Annotated in this window: 11 protein-coding genes, 1 tRNA gene and 2 pseudogenes; 4 read left to right on the forward strand and 10 right to left on the reverse strand. The window is 60.5% G+C overall.

Going from position 1 to position 20441, the window contains the following annotated elements; genetic code table 11:
* Position 1: 1 nt before the first annotated feature.
* Entirely contained in the window at positions 2 to 178 is a 177-nt protein-coding gene (locus HWX08_RS24285; RefSeq protein ID WP_174921322.1) for a hypothetical protein, read from the reverse strand.
* A 136-nt stretch (positions 179 to 314) separates the two neighbouring features.
* Here HWX08_RS24285 and HWX08_RS24290 point away from each other — a divergent pair, with 136 nt between their 5' ends.
* On the forward strand, positions 315 to 485 hold the full coding sequence (locus HWX08_RS24290; protein ID WP_167375364.1) for a hypothetical protein: 171 nt from the start codon (positions 315 to 317) through the stop codon (positions 483 to 485).
* A 202-nt stretch (positions 486 to 687) separates the two neighbouring features.
* Here HWX08_RS24290 and HWX08_RS24295 read toward each other — a convergent pair whose 3' ends face one another.
* Together HWX08_RS24295 and sixA are read right to left on the reverse strand one after the other, a co-directional pair.
* Positions 688 to 1494, reverse strand: coding sequence for a GNAT family N-acetyltransferase (locus tag HWX08_RS24295; protein WP_011351620.1), 807 nt, complete (start codon positions 1492 to 1494; stop codon positions 688 to 690).
* Between the two features lie 171 nt (positions 1495 to 1665).
* Positions 1666 to 2127 (reverse strand): phosphohistidine phosphatase SixA, encoded by a 462-nt coding sequence (gene sixA / locus HWX08_RS24300; RefSeq protein WP_069256315.1) that lies wholly within the window; start codon positions 2125 to 2127, stop codon positions 1666 to 1668.
* 161 nt (positions 2128 to 2288) lie between these two features.
* Here sixA and HWX08_RS24305 point away from each other — a divergent pair.
* Positions 2289 to 2365 (forward strand) — tRNA-Pro (locus HWX08_RS24305).
* A 94-nt stretch (positions 2366 to 2459) separates the two neighbouring features.
* On the opposite strand, the gene HWX08_RS24310 is transcribed toward HWX08_RS24305, so the two are convergent.
* The 4 genes from HWX08_RS24310 to HWX08_RS24325 all read right to left on the reverse strand — a co-directional run bounded on the left by HWX08_RS24310 (position 2460) and on the right by HWX08_RS24325 (position 16412).
* On the reverse strand, positions 2460 to 3719 hold the full coding sequence (locus HWX08_RS24310; protein ID WP_174921323.1) for an IS256 family transposase: 1260 nt from the start codon (positions 3717 to 3719) through the stop codon (positions 2460 to 2462).
* A gap of 228 nt (positions 3720 to 3947) precedes the next feature.
* The gene (locus tag HWX08_RS24315) at positions 3948 to 5690 is read right to left on the reverse strand and encodes a ShlB/FhaC/HecB family hemolysin secretion/activation protein (protein ID WP_425128475.1); all 1743 of its coding nucleotides are present in this window, start codon (positions 5688 to 5690) and stop codon (positions 3948 to 3950) included.
* A gap of 55 nt (positions 5691 to 5745) precedes the next feature.
* Positions 5746 to 6630 carry a PoNe immunity protein domain-containing protein gene (locus HWX08_RS24320; RefSeq protein WP_174921325.1) on the reverse strand — a complete coding sequence of 295 codons (885 nt, stop codon included), beginning with the start codon at positions 6628 to 6630 and terminating at the stop codon, positions 5746 to 5748.
* Complete coding sequence (locus HWX08_RS24325; protein WP_174921326.1) at positions 6627 to 16412, reverse strand: hemagglutinin repeat-containing protein; 9786 nt, start codon at positions 16410 to 16412, stop codon at positions 6627 to 6629. Before HWX08_RS24325 ends, HWX08_RS24320 begins: the two co-directional genes overlap by 4 nt.
* Before the next feature lie 355 nt (positions 16413 to 16767).
* Here HWX08_RS24325 and HWX08_RS24330 point away from each other — a divergent pair.
* Positions 16768 to 17311, forward strand: a pseudogene (locus tag HWX08_RS24330) (DUF932 domain-containing protein); the annotation flags it as partial.
* A gap of 24 nt (positions 17312 to 17335) precedes the next feature.
* Here the strand turns inward: HWX08_RS24330 and HWX08_RS34785 are convergent.
* Together HWX08_RS34785 and HWX08_RS24335 are read right to left on the reverse strand one after the other, a co-directional pair.
* A pseudogene (locus HWX08_RS34785) lies at positions 17336 to 17452 on the reverse strand (IS3 family transposase); the annotation flags it as partial.
* A gap of 192 nt (positions 17453 to 17644) precedes the next feature.
* Positions 17645 to 17881: a hypothetical protein gene (locus tag HWX08_RS24335; protein WP_069256312.1), complete on the reverse strand. Its 237-nt coding sequence runs from the start codon at positions 17879 to 17881 to the stop codon at positions 17645 to 17647.
* Positions 17882 to 18207: 326 nt separating this feature from the next.
* Between HWX08_RS24335 and HWX08_RS24340 the strand changes: the two genes are divergently transcribed.
* Positions 18208 to 18642 (forward strand): hypothetical protein, encoded by a 435-nt coding sequence (locus tag HWX08_RS24340; RefSeq protein WP_174921327.1) that lies wholly within the window; start codon positions 18208 to 18210, stop codon positions 18640 to 18642.
* Positions 18643 to 18730: 88 nt separating this feature from the next.
* Here HWX08_RS24340 and ppx read toward each other — a convergent pair whose 3' ends face one another.
* On the reverse strand, positions 18731 to 20245 hold the full coding sequence (gene ppx, locus HWX08_RS24345) for an exopolyphosphatase (protein WP_069256311.1): 1515 nt from the start codon (positions 20243 to 20245) through the stop codon (positions 18731 to 18733).
* Positions 20246 to 20441: the final 196 nt, after the last annotated feature.

Genomic DNA, 20441 nt, shown 5'->3' on the forward strand with positions numbered 1-20441 from the left:
CTTATTGCGTGGGCTTCGGCGACGGCGCGTCGAGCATCGACGGCGGCGTCATGTCGGTCGGCACGCCATGATAGTCGGCCGGATCTTCCGGCGGATGGCCGCGACGAGCCTGATGCGGATCGCTGGTACAGCCGGCGAGGAACGATGCGGCCAGCACGGCCAGCATGAAACGGGTCATCGGGTATGGCTCCGGAAATCGGCACGCCCATCGCGCGCCGGGACCGGGCCGAGTCTAGCGGAATTCCCGTTTCGGAGTCGGCCCGCGCATGTCCTACTATGTACGCATGGCACTAAGCCGAGGAAAGGAGGCTGCCATGTCGTCTGAAGAAATTGCCGGCCTGATTGGCCTGTGCGTGGGCCTGATGGTGCTCGCCGCCCTGTCGTACTTCGAGTCGCGCGAATACAAGCGCAGACATGAAGGCGAAGGGATGATTCATCACTGGATGGCCGAACACCACCTGCTCGACTGGCGGCGCAAGCACTAAGCGCGCCGCTGCCGTCCGGCCGCCCCCCCGGGGCCGGTCGCGAACGTGCCGTCCCGCGGCACGCAGGTGGTTGCGTATCGCCGAAATTAACAGGGCCCGGTTCATACACGTCGATCAGACGAACAAACGCCGTCGCGCGGCCGATGCCATGCGACGGCGTTCGCTTGCGCGCGCCCGGCGGCGCGACGCAGTTCGGACCGGCTCAGCCCAGGAAGTGACGGGCGTAGCGCGCGTTGATGTCGGACAGGCGGAACAGCGTCAGGAAATCCGCGCAGTTGAAGTCGGGATCCCAGGCCGGTGCGCCGCAGATCTTCGCGCCGAGACGCAGGTAACCCTTGATCAGCGGCGGCGGCGCCACGACGGTGCCCGTCTGCAACTCATCGACCGGCAGGGCCGTGTGCGGGAACGCGCGATACTCGGGCGCCGTCAGCGAGCCCGCGGACAGCGACTGGTACAGGTTCGCCGCATAGTGGCCGCCGTCGGCCATCGACACGCTCGCGCAGCCGAGCATCGTCTCGTAGCCGTTTTGCATCATGTACGCGCCCAGGCCGCCCCACAGCGCCATGATGACGGCGCCGCTGCGGTAGTCGCTGTGCACGCACGAGCGGCCGACTTCGACCATCTTGCCGCGCAGGTGCGTGAGGCGCGACAGGTCGAATTCGCCTTCGGCGTACAGACGGCCGACACGCGCGGCCTGATGCGGCGGCAGCACGCGGTACGTGCCGACGACCTTCAGCGTGTCGAGATCGCGAACCAGCAGGTGATCGCAGTACGCATCGAACGGATCGACGTCGAGACCGGAGGGGCCGCTGACCTGCGCGCCCATTTCTTCGGCGAACACGCTGTAACGCAGGCGCTGGGCCTCGCGCAGTTCGTCTTCCGTACGCGCCCACGCGGCGCGCAGGCGATACTCCGATGTGACGGTTTCAGCAGCGCGCGGCAGGTGGCGCCGCGACGTGTCGAGGGGAAGCGAGGCAAAAGGGAGCGTAGGCGTCGGCAGTTCTCGCATTAGGCTTTCCTGGTCGTAAGGAATAAGGCGACATGCCCGCCAATGTAGTAATCGGCCGTGACCGTTATGTGGCACGACCGTGTCCTTTCAATGACGTGTCGCCGAATTGACTTTAGCAGAAAGCTTGCAGAACCGTATGATGATTCCCTGCAAAGCACTTCAGGACGGGCTTCACACCAGGTCGGGCGTCAATACCGCCCGCAGCACGGCCTGCCGGCTGCCGTCGCGTGTGCGGCTTGCAAGCCACACGATTCCGCCCTTCTTGACGCTCCAGCTGTCGTCGCCGCCGGCGATCAGCTGCGCGGCGACGCTGCCGAGCGTCGGCTGATGCCCGACGATCACGACCGTCGGCGCGATGCCGTCCGGCCAGCCGGCCGCCGCGAGCACGTCGTCGACGCTGCCGCCGGGTGCGAGCGCGTCGACCGTCCGGTACTGGTCGGTCAGTGCCTCGACGGTCTGAACGGTGCGGGCCGCCGGGCTCGCGAGGATCACGGTATTCGTCTCGACGCGGGCGCGCAGCCATTTGGCCATTGCCTGCGCGTCCTTGCGGCCCCGGACGGTCAACTGGCGCGCGAGATCGCTCGTCGCGTAGTCCTCGGCTTCGGCGTGGCGCCACAGGATCAGGTTCATCATGATGTTCTCCTTGCTTCGGTGAGCGGCCCCTCGCCCATGCGTCCGGGTTCGCCGACTACCGTAGGAATTGTCGCAAATTGCGAACGGTTCGCCGCCGCGTCATTTACCCGCATATGGGGATTGACCGGGGCGACCGTTCAACGATAGAATCTCTGGCTCGTCGGAGCGTAGCGCAGCCTGGTAGCGCATCTGATTTGGGATCAGAGGGTCGAAGGTTCGAATCCTTTCGCTCCGACCAAAGGAATCAAGGGGTTACATGCCACAAGCGTGTAACCCCTTTTTCTTTATTCGGTGGAGGTATCCGGAATTTCGTGTGTGAGGCGGGTTGAGATTCAGACTCCGATGTTGAATCGTTCCGGGTAAAGCAGCGCAAACTGGGTCATTGCACTTTTCCCATCGTGCCGGGAACCGGTCCACTTGGCCACGACGTTGCGCAGCGCCAGCCAGATCAATTTGAGCGCGGCTTCGTCCGACGGGAAGTGGCCGCGCGCCTTGATGATCTTCCGAAGCTGCATGTGCAGCGACTCGATCGCGTTGGTCGTATATACAATTTTCCGGATGTCAGGCGCAAACACGTAGAACGGAATCACCTGATCCCAGGCCCGGCGCCAGAGGGCGGCAATCGGTGGGTATTTCGTACCCCACGGGCTCGTGTCGAACGCATCCAGCGCCACGGCGGCCGCTTCGGCCGACGGTGCCCGATAGACCTCCTTGAGCGCTGCTGCGACCGATTTCCGATCTTTCCAGCTCGCGAAGTCCAGCGGGTTCCGGATCAGATGCACGATGCAGGTCTGGACCGTCGTTTCCGGGAACACCGTATTGATCGCTTCCAGGAAACCCTTCAGGCCGTCGACCACGGCAATCAGGATGTCCTGCACGCCGCGCAGCTTCAGGTCATTCACCACCCGCAGCCAGAACTTGGCGCCCTCGGTCTGCTCGATCCAGAGGCCCAGCACGTCACGCGTGCCGTCGCGGCGCACGCCCAGCGCCAGGTAGATCGCCTTGTTGCGCACCACGCCTTCGTCGCGGATCTTGACGCGCAAGGCGTCGAAGAACACGACCGGGTACATCGGCTCGAGCGGTCGCTGTTGCCACTCGCGCACTTCGTCGATCACCGCGTCAGTGACGGTACTGATGAAGTCCGGCGATACCTCGATGCCGTACATCTCCAGCAGGAAGCCCTGAATCTCCCGCACGCTCATGCCGCGTGCATACATCGCGATGATCTTGTCGTCGAAGCCGGTAAAGCGTCGTTCGCCCTTGGCAATTAGCACCGGGTCGAACGTCCCTTCGCGTTCAAGCGGAATCTCGACGTCGAGCAAGTCGTCGTCGGTTGCAACGCGCTTGCGGCTGGTGCCGTTGCGATGGTTCGTGCGGCCGCCCGGTTTGGCTTCACCCTTCTCGTAGCCAAGGTGGTGGGTCAGTTCGCCGCCCAGCGCGCGCTCGAAGATCGCCTTCTTGAGCGCCGCGAGCTGCTCGTTGATCGTGGCCCGATCCAGCGTTCCGGGCACCAGTTGCTTGATCAGTTCCGGGTCCAGGTTCAAGCCCTTGCCCGGCTCAATCGGCACTTCTTCCTTGCGTTTGCGTGGCATAAAGTGGCTCCTTGGCCATCAGTTTATGCCTCACACACAAAGGTTCGGATAGGCTCCGAGAACTACGCCTCGAATCATTGATTTATACGTGATCATCTAATTAAGTAAGCTACCACCGTGTGTCCGCTGCTTTACACGACCTTCGGTTTGGCGCGTATTCGCCTACACTCCGCTCCCTTGAGCATGCCTTCCGTTTAGCCTGCGCCCTGTCTCGCATCCCGCCATCGCTCAAAACTGCGCTGTCACCTGAAAGCCAAAGTTCACACGTGCAGTCGGAAATCCAGATGGCTTGTAGACCGGTGTGCCGGCAAATAAGTCGTAACCGTATCCACCAAACCGCGTCGCAACGCTACCCTTCACGCCAATCACTGCACCAGCCAACTGCGTGCCGATCAACACAACCGGCTGCGGTCCCCATACACGGCCGTAATCCAGTCCGGCATAAATCGCTTGTCCGGTTTGCCCAATCGGCATTTGGAGTTCGTTGCGCCAATAGATGCCACGCGCCGCCGCCAACATCGTTTCACCATCGAAACCACGCACCGTGTAGCGACTGCCAATGGTCAAGTCATCGATGTAGTACAGCGTGTTACCCGTGTACTGGCCACGGATGCTCGTCACGTAGCGGAACGGCTGTTTGGCGATCGCGAACGGCACCGACAAGTTCGCATCCAACACCGCCATTCGGTAGCGGTAGGTTGGGCCGCCGCCCGCCGCGAGGATGTCGTCCCTCGCGCCGAGACCGCCAACGCCCTGACGATAGGCGAGCGTGCCATCGAACTGAGCCCCGTCGAAGTAGTGACGATCGGTCAGGCCAAGTTCGATAACCGTGTTGTTGCGCCGCTGCTGCGTGATTTCTGTGTCTTCAATGAAGCTTTCGCCAAAGCGGCGCGACAGGCGGACGTACCCACCAAACACGTCGTTCTGACTGCGCAGCAGCACGCGCGCCAGTTTGAAATCCAGCGTCTTTGAATTGCCGCTTGCAACAAACGTCTGGTTCACACCAGCAATCTGTTGATAGTAGGTGTTCGTGTACGCCGCAATCGTGGCGGTCCAGTAGCCCCAAGGAATCGAATAGAACCCGTTCCAGCCGTGTGACCCAAGGCGCTTGTCGCCAAATTCAAGGTCTTGACTCACGCCGACGTTAAACACGTCGTTCAGGCCAAGCGGGTTGTCGATTCCAATTGACAGATTGCCCTGGAGTCTGCCCGTCGCGCGTGTGCCCGAATTGTCGATCGAGGCGACGACCGTCCACGGCTTACCGCGCTTCACGTCGAGGACGACATCGCTCTCCCCCGGCACGTCGGCCGGCACGATCTGCATCGACACGTCCTGGCTCGTCACGCGCTTCATCTGTTCGAGGCCTTGTTCGAGGTCGCGCAGGTTCAATAGTTCACCGTCGCTGGTCGGGAACGCTGTTTTCCACGTGCCGCGTAATTGTTCGTCGGCGAAGCGCACGTGTCGAATCACGCCCGGAATCAGTGCGAGCTTCAGCGTGCCGGTCTTCAAGTCTTGTTCCGGCAGCAATACGCGCGTCGTGATGTAACCGCGTGCCAAGATTTCCCGAGACAAGCCTTTAACGATCGTATCGACACCTTGCTTACCGACACACTGGCCCGCGTAGTGAGCGAGCCATTCGCGCGCGAGCGCAAAGCGATCCATCGGCAGCGCTGAGGCGCCGGCCGACTTCGCGGCATCGGGCAGCGAATCCGGGACGTCGAGCGCGAAGCGGTCGATACGAAAACACGGCTGTTCGCTCGGCAACTGCGGGTACGTTCCGGCGTGCGGCACTTCAGACCGCACGGAAGGGGCACGCACCGCCGCGTCACGCTGCTGCGCGTCGCGTTGCTGCTGCGCCTGCCGATCCTGTTCCGCGTTTGCGCGCGCGGCGGCAGCACGGTCAGCAGGCGTGGGGGCCTGCTGCGCATGTGTGGCGAACGTCATGAGAGCCGTCAGCGACACTACCGTCATCCGGTTTGTTGTTTTCATTGCAATCTAGATCCCGGAACCGATCCGAAAGAGAAATTCATTTTCCGAACAGACGTTTCAGCAACCCGCGCTTTGGCGGCGTTGAGGGTGCGGCCACAGAAACATCACTTTGCGAGTGGTCACCATTCGTATTTGATTGTTCTGGATGAACAAGGTCCCATGGATAATGCTTCAAACCCGCGCACTGATTGTCATCAAGATTGAACGCCTTGACCGCAGCAGCAGCCTCGATACACCAAAATCCAAAATATGCGCCACCTTCGATGTTTTCATCGAAGCCATACCAGTAAGGTTTATCGTATATTGCCGGAACGCCTCCTTTTTTTGGCGCTCGATCCAGCTCCCGGTACCAGTTTTCGACAAAGAGCCGGAGCTGCTTTGCTTGACCGGCGGCTGGCGCATCGACGGCATCGAGCAATCGCCGGTAGGGTTTCGGGTGCCGAAGTTCCGTGCCGATTTTTCGGTCGTGGTCACGACTAGCGATCACTCGATCAAGCAGTACATCCTCACCTTCATTCCCAATCAGCGCAATCAAACGTCGCCATTGATCGTCCGGAATTTCCAGCATCAAAGCCAATCCAACCAACCAAAAGCTGATAATGTAGAAATCTAGGTTCCTCGCCCAGCTCCGGCGCAATGCCTTTTGCTCATCTGTAAATACATCTTCCCCCAGCCTTACAGACTGCTCCCACGCATCGAGTAGCCCTGAAAAGTATTGCGCCAAATCATGAATCGGATCCCCACCAGAATATCGCTTTAAAATCAATTCCAAATGCTTCAGCGCCAAGTCAAAAACATATTGAGGGCGATAGGCAGGATCACCGGCGGGCTCCTTTATGCGACCAAGCATAGCCTCAATTCTTTTTTCCGAATACTCAATTCGCTTAATCCAATAATCAGCCGGCGCAATTTTATCTCTCATGGATTTTTCCCAACAACTCCAGAATTTGGCTGAATAACAAATTTCCCATTTTTGTCCAGAATACCAACCGTTACACTTCCATACGGATCAGTATGCACCAACCATTTTTCGACACGACCGGCATCAAGAGCATCCTTAACGCTATCTGCAACAGCTTCGTTTCCAACGGCATTGAGGACTCGATCTGTACCGGTGTTTACTCCATTTAACCAATCATCGCTCATTTGCAAACCGTCAGCAGTTTTCTTGAGCTTCGACGTATCATATTTGTATTCAACGATAACGTAGTCAACTCCCGGCTTGTTGACTTTATACAGGTCATCAATACCTTGCTCGCCGACGACGGGGATCCGGCCAAGACGCTCGGCGCCCGGCGCAATCCGGTCAATGGTTGCACCGCCCAGCACTTCGCCGACAGTGCCTTTCTGAGCGCTCGTCAGCTTGCTAAAGTCCATCAGGGGTTGGCCGCTCGGACCGAACAAGCTCTTGAGATTCGTCAGGGTTCCGAATTCTCCGGATTTGTCCGCCAACTTGAGAAGCGCTTGAGTCGTCAAATCGATCCCTGCGCTACCGAGCGCGATAGTCGCCTTAGCTGCGCCGTATACTCCGGTCGCAACGCTCCCGACTTGGTAGACCAGACCGCCGATATTCTTGCCAAGCAGCTCGGCATTCGCGTCGCCTCCGGCCGTCAGAGCCGTATTGATTTCGGCAATCTGCGTGTTCAACGACGCGTACAACTGTTCGCCGAGCTGCGCGCGAATTTCCGGCCGCGAGATCAATGCGCTCAGTGCATTGATACCGTCAACCGGGTGCATCATGAACTGAGCCATACCGACGACATCGCGTCCCAATCCTTCGCTGACACCTTTGATGAAGCCGTTCGCCGTCAGGAGGTCTTGCTTCCCGCTAATCGCGGTCCATTTTCCGGCCGTCTGCAACTGACATACAGTATTGCCCTTGCACGCATCCCATTCCTTCTGTGCTTGCACACGTTGTTCGCTGGCAAGCCAGTTGTTCTGCGTCGTTGCTGTCGCGCTGTTCGTCGCCGCAACAGCCCCCGATGATCCGCCTACGCCGCTCGCGGATGCCACGCCCGCGACGATAGAGGAGATCAGATTCTGCTTCGCCTCCTTTTCTTGCTCGGTCATGTCCGGTCCGGGCGGGGCAAACAGATTCGTCAGCAAACTTGCCGTTGCAGCGCCGAGCGCACCTGCTCCGCAGCTTTGGCTACTTGCAGCAGCACCCGCGCACGCAACGATGGCGTGCATCGCGGCGTGCAGCGGACTACCTTCGGTAATCGTGCCGTTCTTTACAAGGTCGCCGATATACGACGCGCCCTGTTGTTGAAGATAGTTGACCACTCCGGTTTGCGCGAACTGGCCCATGCCACCCGTGACGTTTCCGCCCGCTGCCGCCGTCAGTGCCGACAGGACCTGTCGGTATGATCCATCAGGTCCCCACTCGGCAGTCAACTGATCGGCCTTTTGCTGCGCTTCAAGACGTTGCTCCGGTGTCAATGCCTGATTCTTCGCGGCGGCTTGCGCAGCATCTGCTTCCTTCAGCCGGTTATCGACAAACGTACCCATCTGATTGATGAACTGGCTCGTAATATCGAACCCGGCCTGGATCTTGTCCTTGTCGAAGATCGGGGCAAGCGCACCACCTGTATTCGACGTGTCTCGGTTGACACTCGCGACTGTTTCATCGGCAGTCTTGCCGGTGAGCTGCTGTTGCTTGGCGCTATCAGTGATCTTGAGCGACCCGCCGCTGATCCCGCTACGCGTGGTCGAACTTGCATCGTCCGATGCACTGAGCACGACCGGCGGGGTGACAGCCAAGCCACTCTGGGTCTTGGGCAATTCAGTGCCGCCCACCGGGTTCACGTTGTCTGCGGTACCTTTCTGATTCTTGCCGATACCGCCGCCATAGCCGCCCGAAATCCCGACCGACGATGCATCGTAGGACGCGTGGTTCTGAATATCGCTCGTCGTCAGCGTCGCCGTCGTCAGGCTGTTCACGCCGTCCTGCACGGCCTTGTCGCTACTCGCAATAACGCCGCCCTTGAGGTCGGTGTTACCCTTCACGTCAACCTGATAGCCACCGTCGCCCGCCTTGATGCCCGACTGTTCAGTAACCGAAGCGTAGTCGCTGTTCATCTTCTGCTGGCTGATGTTGCCGGATACACTCGATGGGCCAGCACACAACGGCGGAACGCATACGCTGACCGACACCCCTGCACCTTGTTGCTTGGAGTTGTAGTGGTCCGTGTCCTGCAAGCTTTCTACGTTCAGATTGCCGCCCACATTGGCGACGACCTGCTTGCCCGACGCAACGGCTCCCTTCAAGTTCGTGTCGCCACCAGATTGAATCGTCAGCGTATCGCCCGCCGTCACGTGCGTATTCGTCCACGAAGTCGAATTACCGTCCGAATTCCCCCGGTTGCCTGCGACGCCAGCTGTGAATGCAATGCCGTTCTGCTTACCGCCCCCGATCGACACACCGACACCAAAGCTGCCGCCGCTGTTTGTCGAAGACTGGCTGCTCGTATTTTCCGCCGCTTGCAGATTCACCTTGCCGTCTGCGGCAAGTTTCGCATCGCCGCCCGCCGAAATTGTGCTGCCGATGACGTCGATATTGCTGCCAGCACCAGCACCAGTCGCAGTGACCGTTACGTTCCGGCCAGCCGATACCGCGCTACCGACGGCCGTACTTGCCTGCGATTGCGACTGGTTGTCGCTCTTGCTCGCGCCCACCGAAATATTGACGCCTACAGTCTTTCCGAGCGCCGACGGATCGCCACCACCCGTTGCGTCGTAGGCGTTCTTCGCGGCAAGCCCGGTCGTTGCCGCAGTCAGCGCGGTCAATCGGGCGTCGCCCTTGGTCTTTCCAGCAGCTTCGACCATCTGCCGCCCCGTCTGCGCGAGCGCAATCACCGGACTCGTGATGCCGACCGACACGCCGGCCTGCCGATATTGCTGCTGTTCGGCCTGACTCATCGTGTCGTAAGCGGAATCGATCGTGACGGATTTCCCGCCAAGCGACATATCGTTGCCCGCGTGCAGGGTGCTGCCCGTCGAGTGCAGGTCGTTCCCGGCGGTCACATTCAGGTTGCCGTTCACCGAACCTACCATGCTGCCCGTGTTGGTGACTTCCGTCGAATGCTGCTGATCCGTCATCGAACGCGTGCCGATCGTAACCGACATACCGCCGTTCGACATCAAACCCGAATCCTTTTTCTCGAAGCTGTTGGCCGACTGCACCGTGTTCTGCGATGTCGTGATCTTCACATCGCCCAGCGCTTTGAGATTCACATCGTTGGTCCCGACGACGTTGCTGCCCTGAATCGTCAGGTCCTTGCCGGATTGAACGTTGACCGTATCGCCCGACACGGTGCTTGCCACACCGATATTAGCGCGCGTATCGTGCGATTCCTTCGTGGTCGAACCCGACATGAAACTGCCGCGTTTCGTCTGTACGTTCTGGTAGCTGTCGTGTTCCTCACGCGCCTCGTTGATCGTCACGTTGCCGCTGCCCGCGATCGCCACACCGCCCGGCGTCGCGCTGTTGGTGCCCGACGTGACCGACGAGCCGGTCAGGGTCACATTGCCTTTCGATGCATCGGTAGCGTTGATCGCGGCAAGCGTCGCATTCTGTCCGGCCGAGAACGTCGTGCCGACGGCGGTCTGGTCGTAGGTGTGATCGACTTCCTTACGCGCGCGACCGTCGACCGCAACGTTATCCAGACGATGTTCGTCCGTTACGGTTGTCGCCGTGAGATTGCCGCCCGCGATCGCCGACAAATCCTTACCGGCCGAAACGGTCGTACCCTTGAGTGTCGTATCGTTGCCGCTTTGCACTGCCAGATTGCCGCCTGCGGTAATGCCGCTCGTCACGTTCTGCGTCGTGGATTCTTCCCAATGCCGCTGATCGCTCAGGTGCATCGACTGGTTCGTCGAGGACTGGACCGTATCGACGTTGACATCACGACCTGCCGTTACCTGGGCATTGCCACCGGCCGACAGGTTCGCGCCGTGCAGCGTCAGGTCACGTCCAGCCTGCGCGGACAAGTCGCCCGTCGCCGCAATCGTGCCTTGCTGGCCGATCAGGCTCGTACTGACCTTGCTTGCACCCGATGCATCAGTTGCACCGACTGCATCAACCAGTGTCGTATTGACGATGTCGCGACCCGCCGATACGGCGACACGGTTTCCGGTGATCATACCCGACGCGTTCACAACATCATTGCTCGCCGACACGACGGTCGTACCGTTTTTGCTGTCGCTGGAAATCGTGCCGCCGCGATTCAGGATATCGGTCGCGGTGAGTACCGTTTTCGTGCCGCCCTTGATGACGCCCGTATTCGTCGTGGTACCAGTCGTATGAATTTCAACGTCATCGGCCGCGATCAACGCTCCGGTCGGTTGCAGGTCGTTCGCATGCGTTTGTGCCATGTAGACGACCGGTGCCAGCACGTGGGTCGTGCTGCCATCGGGCAGCGTCACGGTCTGGTCGACCAGCCACACGATATCGCTCGTCAGCGCGTCCATTTGCGCGGCGGTCAGCGCCATACCAGGCACCAAACCAAATGACTTCGCGTAGTTCGCGCCGTTCGTCATCAACGCCCGATATTCGTCTTCGGCGCTCGCGTAGCCGGGCAGGAAGGTGCGCCCCGTCAACTGCGTAATCTGGTTGCGCACCATCTGCTGCTCGTACATCCCGTCGCCCAAGCGCTTCTCGATACTCGCGGGGTTCAGGTTCAACTGGCCGAGCATGTAGTCGCTCGAAATGAAATTCGTATAGGTCGTCAGGCGCGGATCGGTGACGACCAGATACGGTTGCCCCGGCGCGGGATGAATCGAGTACATGCCGCTCGTCGGCAGCGTGATCGACAATGCGCCGGTTGTACTCGCGACCGATTGCAGCGCGGGAACCGTTGTCGAACCGCTGGCCGCGCTGACCTTGGTCAGATTGCCGCCCGACACGCCTTGATTGGCCGAATTGTTGCCGAGCGTGCCGCCCGTTGCGCCGGTCGCGGAATTCTGCGCGGCGACGTTCTGGTTATTGACGCTCTGTGCGTCGATCGTCACAGACTGATTCGCGATGATCGTGCCGCCCGTACCGCCAATCGCGACCGGCGTATGGACAACCGGAGGCTCAACGATCGTGCCGCGATCCTGCGTGGTGTCTTCGTTCCACGCATACATCGATACAATATTGTCGGACTGGTACTGATACAGCGTCTGACCAACGTTGTTGACGACCGTACCGCCGTAACTGCCGCTCCCCACCGAGCCGTTCTGCTGCGTGCTGCCGATCTGAATCGACTTGCCGGCCGTGATCACGCTGTAGTCGTTATTGATCGTACCGACGTTCGCCATCGTGATACTGCCGCCCGCGACGAGCTGCGCTTGCGGCGCCTGGCTCGTCACCTTGTCTTGCTGGGTCGTGGACGTGGTATCGCGCCAGATCTCGACACGCTGATAGCCGTTATGACCGTCGCTGCGCGTCGCATATTCTGTATCCGGTGCGTAGTTGATGTGCGGATCGTAACCGACCCAATACGCTGCCGTGACGCTGCCGTCACCGTTCACCGTCAACGTGTTGTAGTACAACGTTTGTTGCCGACCGTTGACGTTCACGACAAGTACGCGATCGACGGGATCGGTCCCGTTCGATTGGGACACGATCTGGCTTGCCGAGTAGGTTGCCGTCTGCGGCGTTTTGTATGGGCCCGACCACGTCGCATACGAACACACGCCATGGTTCGGCGCAGCGTTACCGGTCGGGCAACCGATGAACTGCTGTCGCTTCGTTTGATGCGTGGTCGTTGTATCGGTCGTTTCGGTCGTGACGGTCGGCGCGGGGCGCGAATTAGTGAACGTGCTGGCCGCAAGCTCAATGTTGCCTTGTGCTTCGATCGTGGATTGATCGTTCAGTACGTTCTGCGTGCGGTTGGCGAGCAACCCGTTGGCGTCACGCTGACCATTCGCCGCGATGTTGATATCGCCGACGCTGAACAGGTTCGCGCCCCCCGTATTCGACAGTTGGTTTGTTGCGTACAGGTTCAATTGGTTGGCGGCGGCGAAGACAGCAGTCGCACCGGTGTTCGTGATCGTATTGGCGTTGGCCGTCACGTTGGCGCCGATCACGGTCCCTGTGTTGTTCAACGTCGCGCTGTTGGTCGTGACCGAATCGCCTTCGATGCGCCCTGCGTTATCGATCGTGCCGCCGTTCGCGTTGACCGTCGTGTTTGCGGAATTCAAATCCGCACCGCTCTGGTTGTCGACGTTCGCCGCATTCACCGTGAGCGCGCCGTTGGCATCCATCACGCCTTGGTTCGTCAGTTTTCCCGACGTGGAAAACGTGAGGTTGCCGTTCGCGTGAAGCTTGTTCGCGGCCGTCTGCGTGTAGTCGCTCCCGAGCATAATCGAACCGTTACGACCTGCGACGATAGAACCGTCGCCGTTCAACGTTCCCGTCGTCAGCGACAAATCCTGATCGCTGCCGATCGCACCGCCAGCATTCGACAACGCGCCTGTCTGGATCGACACGCTGCCACCGCTACCGACGTCATTGCCGATCTTGCCGGAGGTGTCGTCAATCGATGCGGCAGTCAACGACAGCACGCCGTTTGCATGCACCGATCCATTCGAATTGGAAAGGGTAGCGTTCGCGCCGTTGAGCGTCAGGTTATTCGCGGCCGACAGTACGCCGCCAGCATTGTTCGCACTACTGGCGACGTTCAACGTCAGGTCGTGGCCGGCCAATGTTTGACCGCCTTGCGCATTCGTGAGCGTTTGCGTGGTCAGCGTCACATCGCCATTGCCGCCGATGGTGCCGGCACCCGCTTTGCCGGATGCATCGGTGTTCGTGATCGATGTGCCGCCGTCGATCGTCGTCGCGCCCGTGCCGATATTTGCAATCCGTCCGTCGCTATTATCAATGCTCGCCCCGGACAGTTGGAGCGCCGCCGTTGCGCCGTTCGCCTCAATTTGCCCGCCGTTATTGAGCACCGCGCCTTGTGCTGCGACCTTCAAATTGCCGTTCGCTTGAATCAGGCCGGCCGCATTTCCGAGCTGGCCGTTCGACTGCACCGACAGCGATTGTGCGGCCAGCAACGAACCGTTTGAATTGTCGACGGTGCCGCCCGAAACCGACACGTTGCCGTTGCCGCCGATCGTGCCGCCTGCCGTGTTCGTCAGCGCGTTCGTCGTCGTGACGGACAACGCATCCGTGCCGAGTGCCTTAACGGCACCGCCGTCATTTGCCAAGCTGTCGGCCGAGACCGTCAACGCGTGATTCGACTCGATCGCACCGGTTTTGTTGTTGACCGCTCCTTGGGATTTGATCGTTACGCTATCGGCACCGATGTAACCGGCCGCGCTGTTATCGAGCGACTGAACGCCGAGCGTAGCCTGCCGCTGCGCGGAAAGCGTACCCGCCTGATTCGACACAGCGGCGGCGGTCAGTGCAAGCGCACCATTGGTCGCGATCGAACCGCCATTATTCGACAGCGCACCCGTCCCAATGGTCAGCGTACCGCTGCCGGCGTGTGCGATTTTGCCGTGATCGTTAATGAGCGTCGCGGGCGTCAGACTCAGATCGGCACTGTTCGTCTGCACCGTACCTGAACTATTGTCGAGCGTCCCCGAAACCGCGATCGTGGTCGGATTCGTGCCGGTTTGCGTAATCGCGCCCGACCGGTTCGCAAGGTCGCTTGCCGTCAATGACAACTGGCTTGCCTGAATCGAACCTGAACTATTGTCCAGATTGGTCGCGCGAACGTTTGCTAACGCGCCGGCAGAAATGCTGCCGGAAGCATTAGCCAGGTGTACGCCGGCATCGATCGATGCGTTCTGACCGGCCGTCAGCGTTCCGCTGCCGTTGTCCACGGATTGCGCACCGACCGTTAAATCGGTCGCGGCGCTGATCGATCCTTGGTTTGCGATGCTGCCGGCCTGAATTGCGACAGTGCCGTCGCCGCCGATGACGCCACCTTGCGCGCCGTTCGCGGTCGTGCCTGCTGCGTTTGTGAGCTGGCCGCTCGTGGTAATGGACAGACCGTCGCCATTCAGGGACGTAACACGCCCGGCGGTATTCTGAAGCGACGCGGCGACCACCTTCATTTGGCCTGCGCTTTGGATGATGCCTTGCTGATTGGCGATTGCGCCGCCTTCCACGTCGGCGGTGTTCTGCGACACCAGCGTGCCGGCCTGATTCGAAATCGCCCCGGACGATTTAACCGTCAAAGGGCCTTGCGACGACACCGTGCCGCCTTGATTCGACACGCTGCCCGCCGTCAGCGTGGCACCGCTTTGGCTGGACAGGCTGCCGTGGTCGTTGACGATCGCGCCCGCTGCGGTCGCGTTCAATGCACCCTGTGCACTCGTCGTCGCGTTCGACAGGTTGATATCACCCGCCGTCGCGTTCACATCCAGCGTGCCATTCGTCGCCGTCTTGCTGCCGGCCAGATTGACGCCGTAGCCGCGCAAGGTCGTGGTACCGCCTGCGATGTTCTGGCCGGTCGCAGTCAATTGACCCGTCGTCGTCACTTGCAGATCACCGGCTTGCGTGACCGTGCCGTTGCTATCGACGCCGGCGCCAATTGCGCCCGTCGAATTCAGCGACCCGGCGTTCACGCCAACGTTGTGCTGCGCGGCAAGCGTCCCGCTATTCGTCATGTCCGCGCCGGTACTCATCGACACGGATTGTTGGCTATAGGTCGTACCGTTGTTGTCGATGCCGCCACCAGCCGACACCGCGACGTTGCCAAGCGAACTGATCTTGCCCGACTGCACCAACCGCCCGTCGGTCGTGAGCGTCATGCCGGCCGCGTCCGCCGAGAGCGTGCCGGCGTTCTGGACACCGACAGCGCTCCCCGAACTGACGAGGAAAATGCGGTTGGCATACATACCGCCGAGCTGGCCGACGTCGATCGCAACCGCCGGGGCCACGCCATCGCCCTGAATCGGCGTCACCGAAAGCGTGTCGTGATTAACTTGATTCGAACCAGCGATGACGTTCAGATTTTTCGCGTAAATGGCGGCATTCGCCTGAACGGCCCGCGCGATGATGTCAACCTGATCGATATTTGCCGTATTGAGGCCGGATCCGGATACCGTGACAAGCCCGCGATTCACATTGAATCCGGCCACAGAACCGTCCGCGCCGTAATAGGGTACCCCCGTCGTTAAAACGGCACGAGAAGTGTTAATGAATCCGCCGCCGTCAATTTGCAATCCGGCCGGATTGCTGATGATGACTTCGGCTTTCTGGCCAGCGACCTCGACAAAGCCGCGAATCGAGCTTGGGTTATTGCTGTTGACCTGGTTGACGATGATCCGTGCGGCGTCGTTCGGCCCGAAATTCGGGTTGCCGTTGATCATGCCCGCTTGCTGTGTGTTAACGATTGTGGGCGAGTTATTGAGTATCGCACCAGGTTTTTGTACGTCGAACTGATTATAGGTATTTAAAGATACACCAGCATTTCCGGGCTTATTAATATTAACTTGAGGCAATCCATTTTGCGTCTGAATCACCGAAGGTGTGTGGACTCCGCCGCCCACGATCTGTGCATTCACCCATATGGGCGTTGCACCGGCCGCGACCAGTACCGCAAATGCCGCATGGCGCAGCGCGAATCGTGCGAACACATGTGATACCCGAGCTGCTGACACAACTTCGCCTCGGCCCGCGTTGCCTGATGCGCTGGCAGTTTCTTCGACGGCAATCAGCATGCCCCGGACGCGACTGAATACCAGTCGGTAATTATTTTTGTTCATGGTTCTGGTCTACTCGCAAATCGCGCCACGGCGCACTACGGATCAACGGACCATCACATTGTCTCGCAGAAGTTGTCTTCTTCCATCTCGATGCGGGTTAAAGACTGTCAAATTGTGGTGGCAGCGAGACGTCTGTTATACGGACCTGTCAGCGTTAACAGGTCAATCTCAATATCTCGAAAATATATCGATCGCCGCCAATCTCTATTACCCTTATCGAAACACGAAGATCCGCTAATCGCCACCCTCGTGGCCGTCGTTCTCGCGGTCTACTTCTTCCGCTCCCCTCTCATTCAACCCAATCTGCCCGGCATCGGCCGGGCGTTATGCCATCTCTGTCGAACATGAGTTTTCAATGCGCCTCGTGCAAACCATGGCCTACGTTGGAACCGAACCGTGGCACGGCCGGCAACAAGTTCGCCCCCCCCAAACAACCACTCGAAGTCTGGGCGCGTGCTGTCGGCATGGACTGGCGCATCGACGAAGCCGAAGTACGCTTCGTCGCCGCAGGCGGCCGTAGTCTCGGTTCGATCCACGCGTCTCCTGAACAGATGGTGCGGTACCGCTCGGACAACAAGGCACCGCTGTCCGTTGTGAGCGCACGCTACCAGGTCGTGCAACCCGAGGAGACCCTGGAGATTTATCGCGATCTGACGGAGATCGGCAGGTTCCAGCTCGAGACAGCCGGCGTACTGAAGGAAGGTCGCAAACTCTGGGCGCTCACCCGCACGGGCCAATCCGGCACACTCAAGGGCAAGGATCAGATCAACGGCTATCTGCTGTTGGTCACGGCCTGCGACGGTACCCTGGCGACTACCACACAGTTCACGTCAGTACGTGTCGTCTGCAATAACACGTTACAAATCGCGTGGGGTAACAGCGCCGGTGCGATCAAGGTCTAGCACCGCTCGCAGTTCGACGCAGACCTCATTGACTGCACTGACAGACTGTTTGGGCTGCGTGCGCCGAGCCGATTTGTTGCGTCGAGGTCGTTTGGGGCGCAACGAAAGCCCCCGTTCCTGGTACACGCGCCCTTCTCTCACGATGAAGTTTGACGACCGCATCATGACCACCAAAAACAAAAAATAGCCCACTCACGCGGAACGCGAGCGGGCAAGAAAACGGAACCGCAATCGAGGCACGAGGACTGCCCCAGCAGATAAAAGCACGCCAGCCGAGACTCTCAGCCAAGCAAAGAACCTGACTCTCGAATTGACGACCGAGGACGCAAATCACTCGGCGGGACCAAGCAAAACGTCGATCGCCGCCTGTCCTGCAATCTCGGCCACGAGGTATGCCCAGCGTCGGGTAAATGGGCCGTTTCGAATCTGTATCCGATGTCCGCGCTCACCCAGGATACCGAGATTGTCGTGGCCCTTTATCTGGAACGTGACGTCGTACATGTCCGGAGCGGATGAGGTCAGTTGGACATCAATTTCAAAGCCGCGGTACTCGATGGTTCGCTGCATGACAACCTCCGCAATGTGAATCCGAGCCTAGCACGAATGCAGTACAACCTTCCGACGCCCTGAGGACCGCCATGACCGCCACCACCGATAAGAGCCGCGCTGATGCGCTGCAGAACAGCATGGCCTCGCACCGCATCACCTGACGAGCCGCCCGAAGCAGCGCCGGCCGACTTGATGCCTGTGAAGCCTGCCGCGATAACGAAAGCCGTAAAGCAGCTCACGCCCACGAAATCCCGGATAAGTCCGCCCCCACCGACCACGCACCCCGCACGCGACATTTCCGCGAACACGCGATAATACGTATGAACAACTCGCATTGTCCGCGCATGAAAAACGACCTTCTGAAGACAGCCCTCTGCACATCGCTGCTCGCGCTCGCGACGGCCGGCACCGCGTCGGCCAAGGCGCTCGACGACGCGCTCGACTGCCATTCGACCGGTCACAAGTTCGTCGCGCCGCTGCTTGCGGCCGGCGATATCCAGTCAGAACCGATGCATGTCGAATCGAATTCGGTCAACGCGTTCCGCACGAACCACGCGCTGACGGCGTTCGGCTTCGGCGTGTACGTCGTACTCGGCTACCAGGCGAACGACCCGATCTTCCGCCCGGGCGAGGGCAAGCCGATCGGAGACTGGGCCTACGGTGTCGTGGTGCGCGGCACGAAAAGTGCGGTGGAGGAAGCCGTGCGCAAGGCAGGCAGCGACGCGACGGTCAAGCAGGCGTTTCCGTTCCTGACCGCGATCGTCTGTTCGGCGGATTGAGCGGCCGTCAGGGCGATCGCGCGGGCAATGCCGAGAGGGCAGCTGCAACAGCCCATCCCGGCCCCGCCTCGACCTGCGCTTCGACCCTTTACGCGCCGGTATACACCACGCGATACGGAATACCGACCTTCTCCCACTCCGCCGCTTCCTGGCTGAGGCTGTAGTCGGTGAGCGGGTTCTGCTCGACCCATGCGCTCGGCAGGCGCACTTCATACCCGCCCTTCTTCATCTGCGAAACGGAAATGTCCGGCAGCCCCGCATCGGTCCGGCGCCGGCACAGCAGCGCCGCGAGCCGCAGGCAGAACAGCAGCGGCCACTCGACCTCGCGCGCCTGCGACAGCTTGCCGAGCTTGCCCGCGTGACCGAGCACGAGCGCGGCGAGGCGCGCCTGGTCGGTGCGCGAAAAACCCGGCATGTCCGCGTTGCTCGCGATATAGGCCGAATGCTTGTGATACGCGCTGTGCGAGATCGACAGGCCGATCTCGTGCAACGCGGCCGCCCAGCCAAGGAACATCCGCCCCTCCTCGCGCGCCTCTTCGCCGCCTTCATCGAGTTCGTCGTAGAAGCGCACCGCGAGCGCGCCGATGCGCTCGGCCTGCGCGCGATCGACACCGTAGCGGCGCGTGAAGCCCTCGACGGTCACCGCGCGCATGTCCTCGTGCTGCGTCCGGCCGAGCAGGTCGTACAGCACGCCCAGGCGCAGCGCGCCGTCGGTCGTGTCGACGTAATCGACCCCCAGTTCCTCGAACACCGCGAGCATGATCGCGAGGCCCCCGGCGAGCACCGGCACGCGGTCGGGCTTCAGCGCGATCAGCTTCAGCCGGTTGACGTTCTCCGACTTGATCAGCGCCCGCTTCAGGCGCTCGAGGCCACCGCGCGAAATGCCATGCGTGATGCCCGGATCGTTGAAGCCGTTCGCCTCGACGAGCTCCGCGAGCGCGCGCGCGGTACCGGACGAACCGATCGCCTGGTCCCACCCGGCCTTCTTGTACTCGCTCGAAATGATCTGGATCTCGCGCTTGGCCGCGAGTTCGGCCTGCCGCATCGTGTATTCGTCGACGTTGCCGGCCGGGAAGAACGTACGGCTGTGGCTCACGCAGCCGATATACAGGCTCTCCATCACGATCGGCGTGTAGTGCGAGCCGATGATGAATTCGGTCGAGCCGCCGCCGATATCGACGACGAGCCGCTTGCCCGCGCTCGCCGGCACCGAATGCGCAGCACCCGCATAGATCAGCCGCGCTTCTTCGCGGCCGGCGATCACTTCGATCGGAAAACCGAGCGCCGCCTCGGCTTCGCCGAGAAACTCGCCCGCGTTCTTCGCGACCCGCAGCGTGTTGGTCGCCACCGCGCGCACGTGATCGGGGTGGAAATCGCGCAGGCGCTCGCCGAACCGCTTGAGCGCCTCCCAGCCACGCTCCTGCGACGCGCGATCGAGCATCTTGTCGCTCGACAGGCCCGCGGCCAGCCGGACGGGCTCGCGCAGCGCATCGACGGGGTAGATCTGGCTGCCCGCCGGCGTTTCCTCGACACGACCGACGATGAGCCGGAAACTGTTCGAGCCGAGATCCACGGCAGCCAGCAAGTGGGGAGTTGTAACCATCTGAAGGGGCTCCGTGCGCGTTCGCTCGCGGCGGCCGGTCCGGCCACCCTCAGCGATCAATCAAAGGCGACATTTTAAGCGTGGAACGCTTGCCATTGCCACGCTTCACGGGCATGCACACCGCTCGTTTGCATAGCGTCGAAACATTTATGAGACGAAACGGTTACAGCGTAGAATTTCCCGATATAAATACATT

Source organism: Burkholderia metallica (assembly GCF_902832845.1).
In the GTDB taxonomy this organism is placed as follows: Bacteria; Pseudomonadota; Gammaproteobacteria; order Burkholderiales; family Burkholderiaceae; genus Burkholderia; species Burkholderia metallica.

What these genes read in the sequence shown, in the direction of transcription:
- HWX08_RS24285 (WP_174921322.1), bottom strand. Translation starts at nt 178, where the DNA reads ATGACCCGTTTCATGCTGGCCGTGCTGGCCGCATCGTTCCTCGCCGGC.
- HWX08_RS24290 (WP_167375364.1), top strand. Translation starts at nt 315, where the DNA reads ATGTCGTCTGAAGAAATTGCCGGCCTGATTGGCCTGTGCGTGGGCCTG.
- HWX08_RS24295 (WP_011351620.1), bottom strand. Translation starts at nt 1,494, where the DNA reads ATGCGAGAACTGCCGACGCCTACGCTCCCTTTTGCCTCGCTTCCCCTC.
- sixA (WP_069256315.1), bottom strand. Translation starts at nt 2,127, where the DNA reads ATGATGAACCTGATCCTGTGGCGCCACGCCGAAGCCGAGGACTACGCG.
- HWX08_RS24310 (WP_174921323.1), bottom strand. Translation starts at nt 3,719, where the DNA reads ATGCCACGCAAACGCAAGGAAGAAGTGCCGATTGAGCCGGGCAAGGGC.
- HWX08_RS24315 (WP_425128475.1), bottom strand. Translation starts at nt 5,690, where the DNA reads ATGACGGTAGTGTCGCTGACGGCTCTCATGACGTTCGCCACACATGCG.
- HWX08_RS24320 (WP_174921325.1), bottom strand. Translation starts at nt 6,630, where the DNA reads ATGAGAGATAAAATTGCGCCGGCTGATTATTGGATTAAGCGAATTGAG.
- HWX08_RS24325 (WP_174921326.1), bottom strand. Translation starts at nt 16,412, where the DNA reads ATGAACAAAAATAATTACCGACTGGTATTCAGTCGCGTCCGGGGCATG.
- HWX08_RS24335 (WP_069256312.1), bottom strand. Translation starts at nt 17,881, where the DNA reads ATGCAGCGAACCATCGAGTACCGCGGCTTTGAAATTGATGTCCAACTG.
- HWX08_RS24340 (WP_174921327.1), top strand. Translation starts at nt 18,208, where the DNA reads ATGAAAAACGACCTTCTGAAGACAGCCCTCTGCACATCGCTGCTCGCG.
- ppx (WP_069256311.1), bottom strand. Translation starts at nt 20,245, where the DNA reads ATGGTTACAACTCCCCACTTGCTGGCTGCCGTGGATCTCGGCTCGAAC.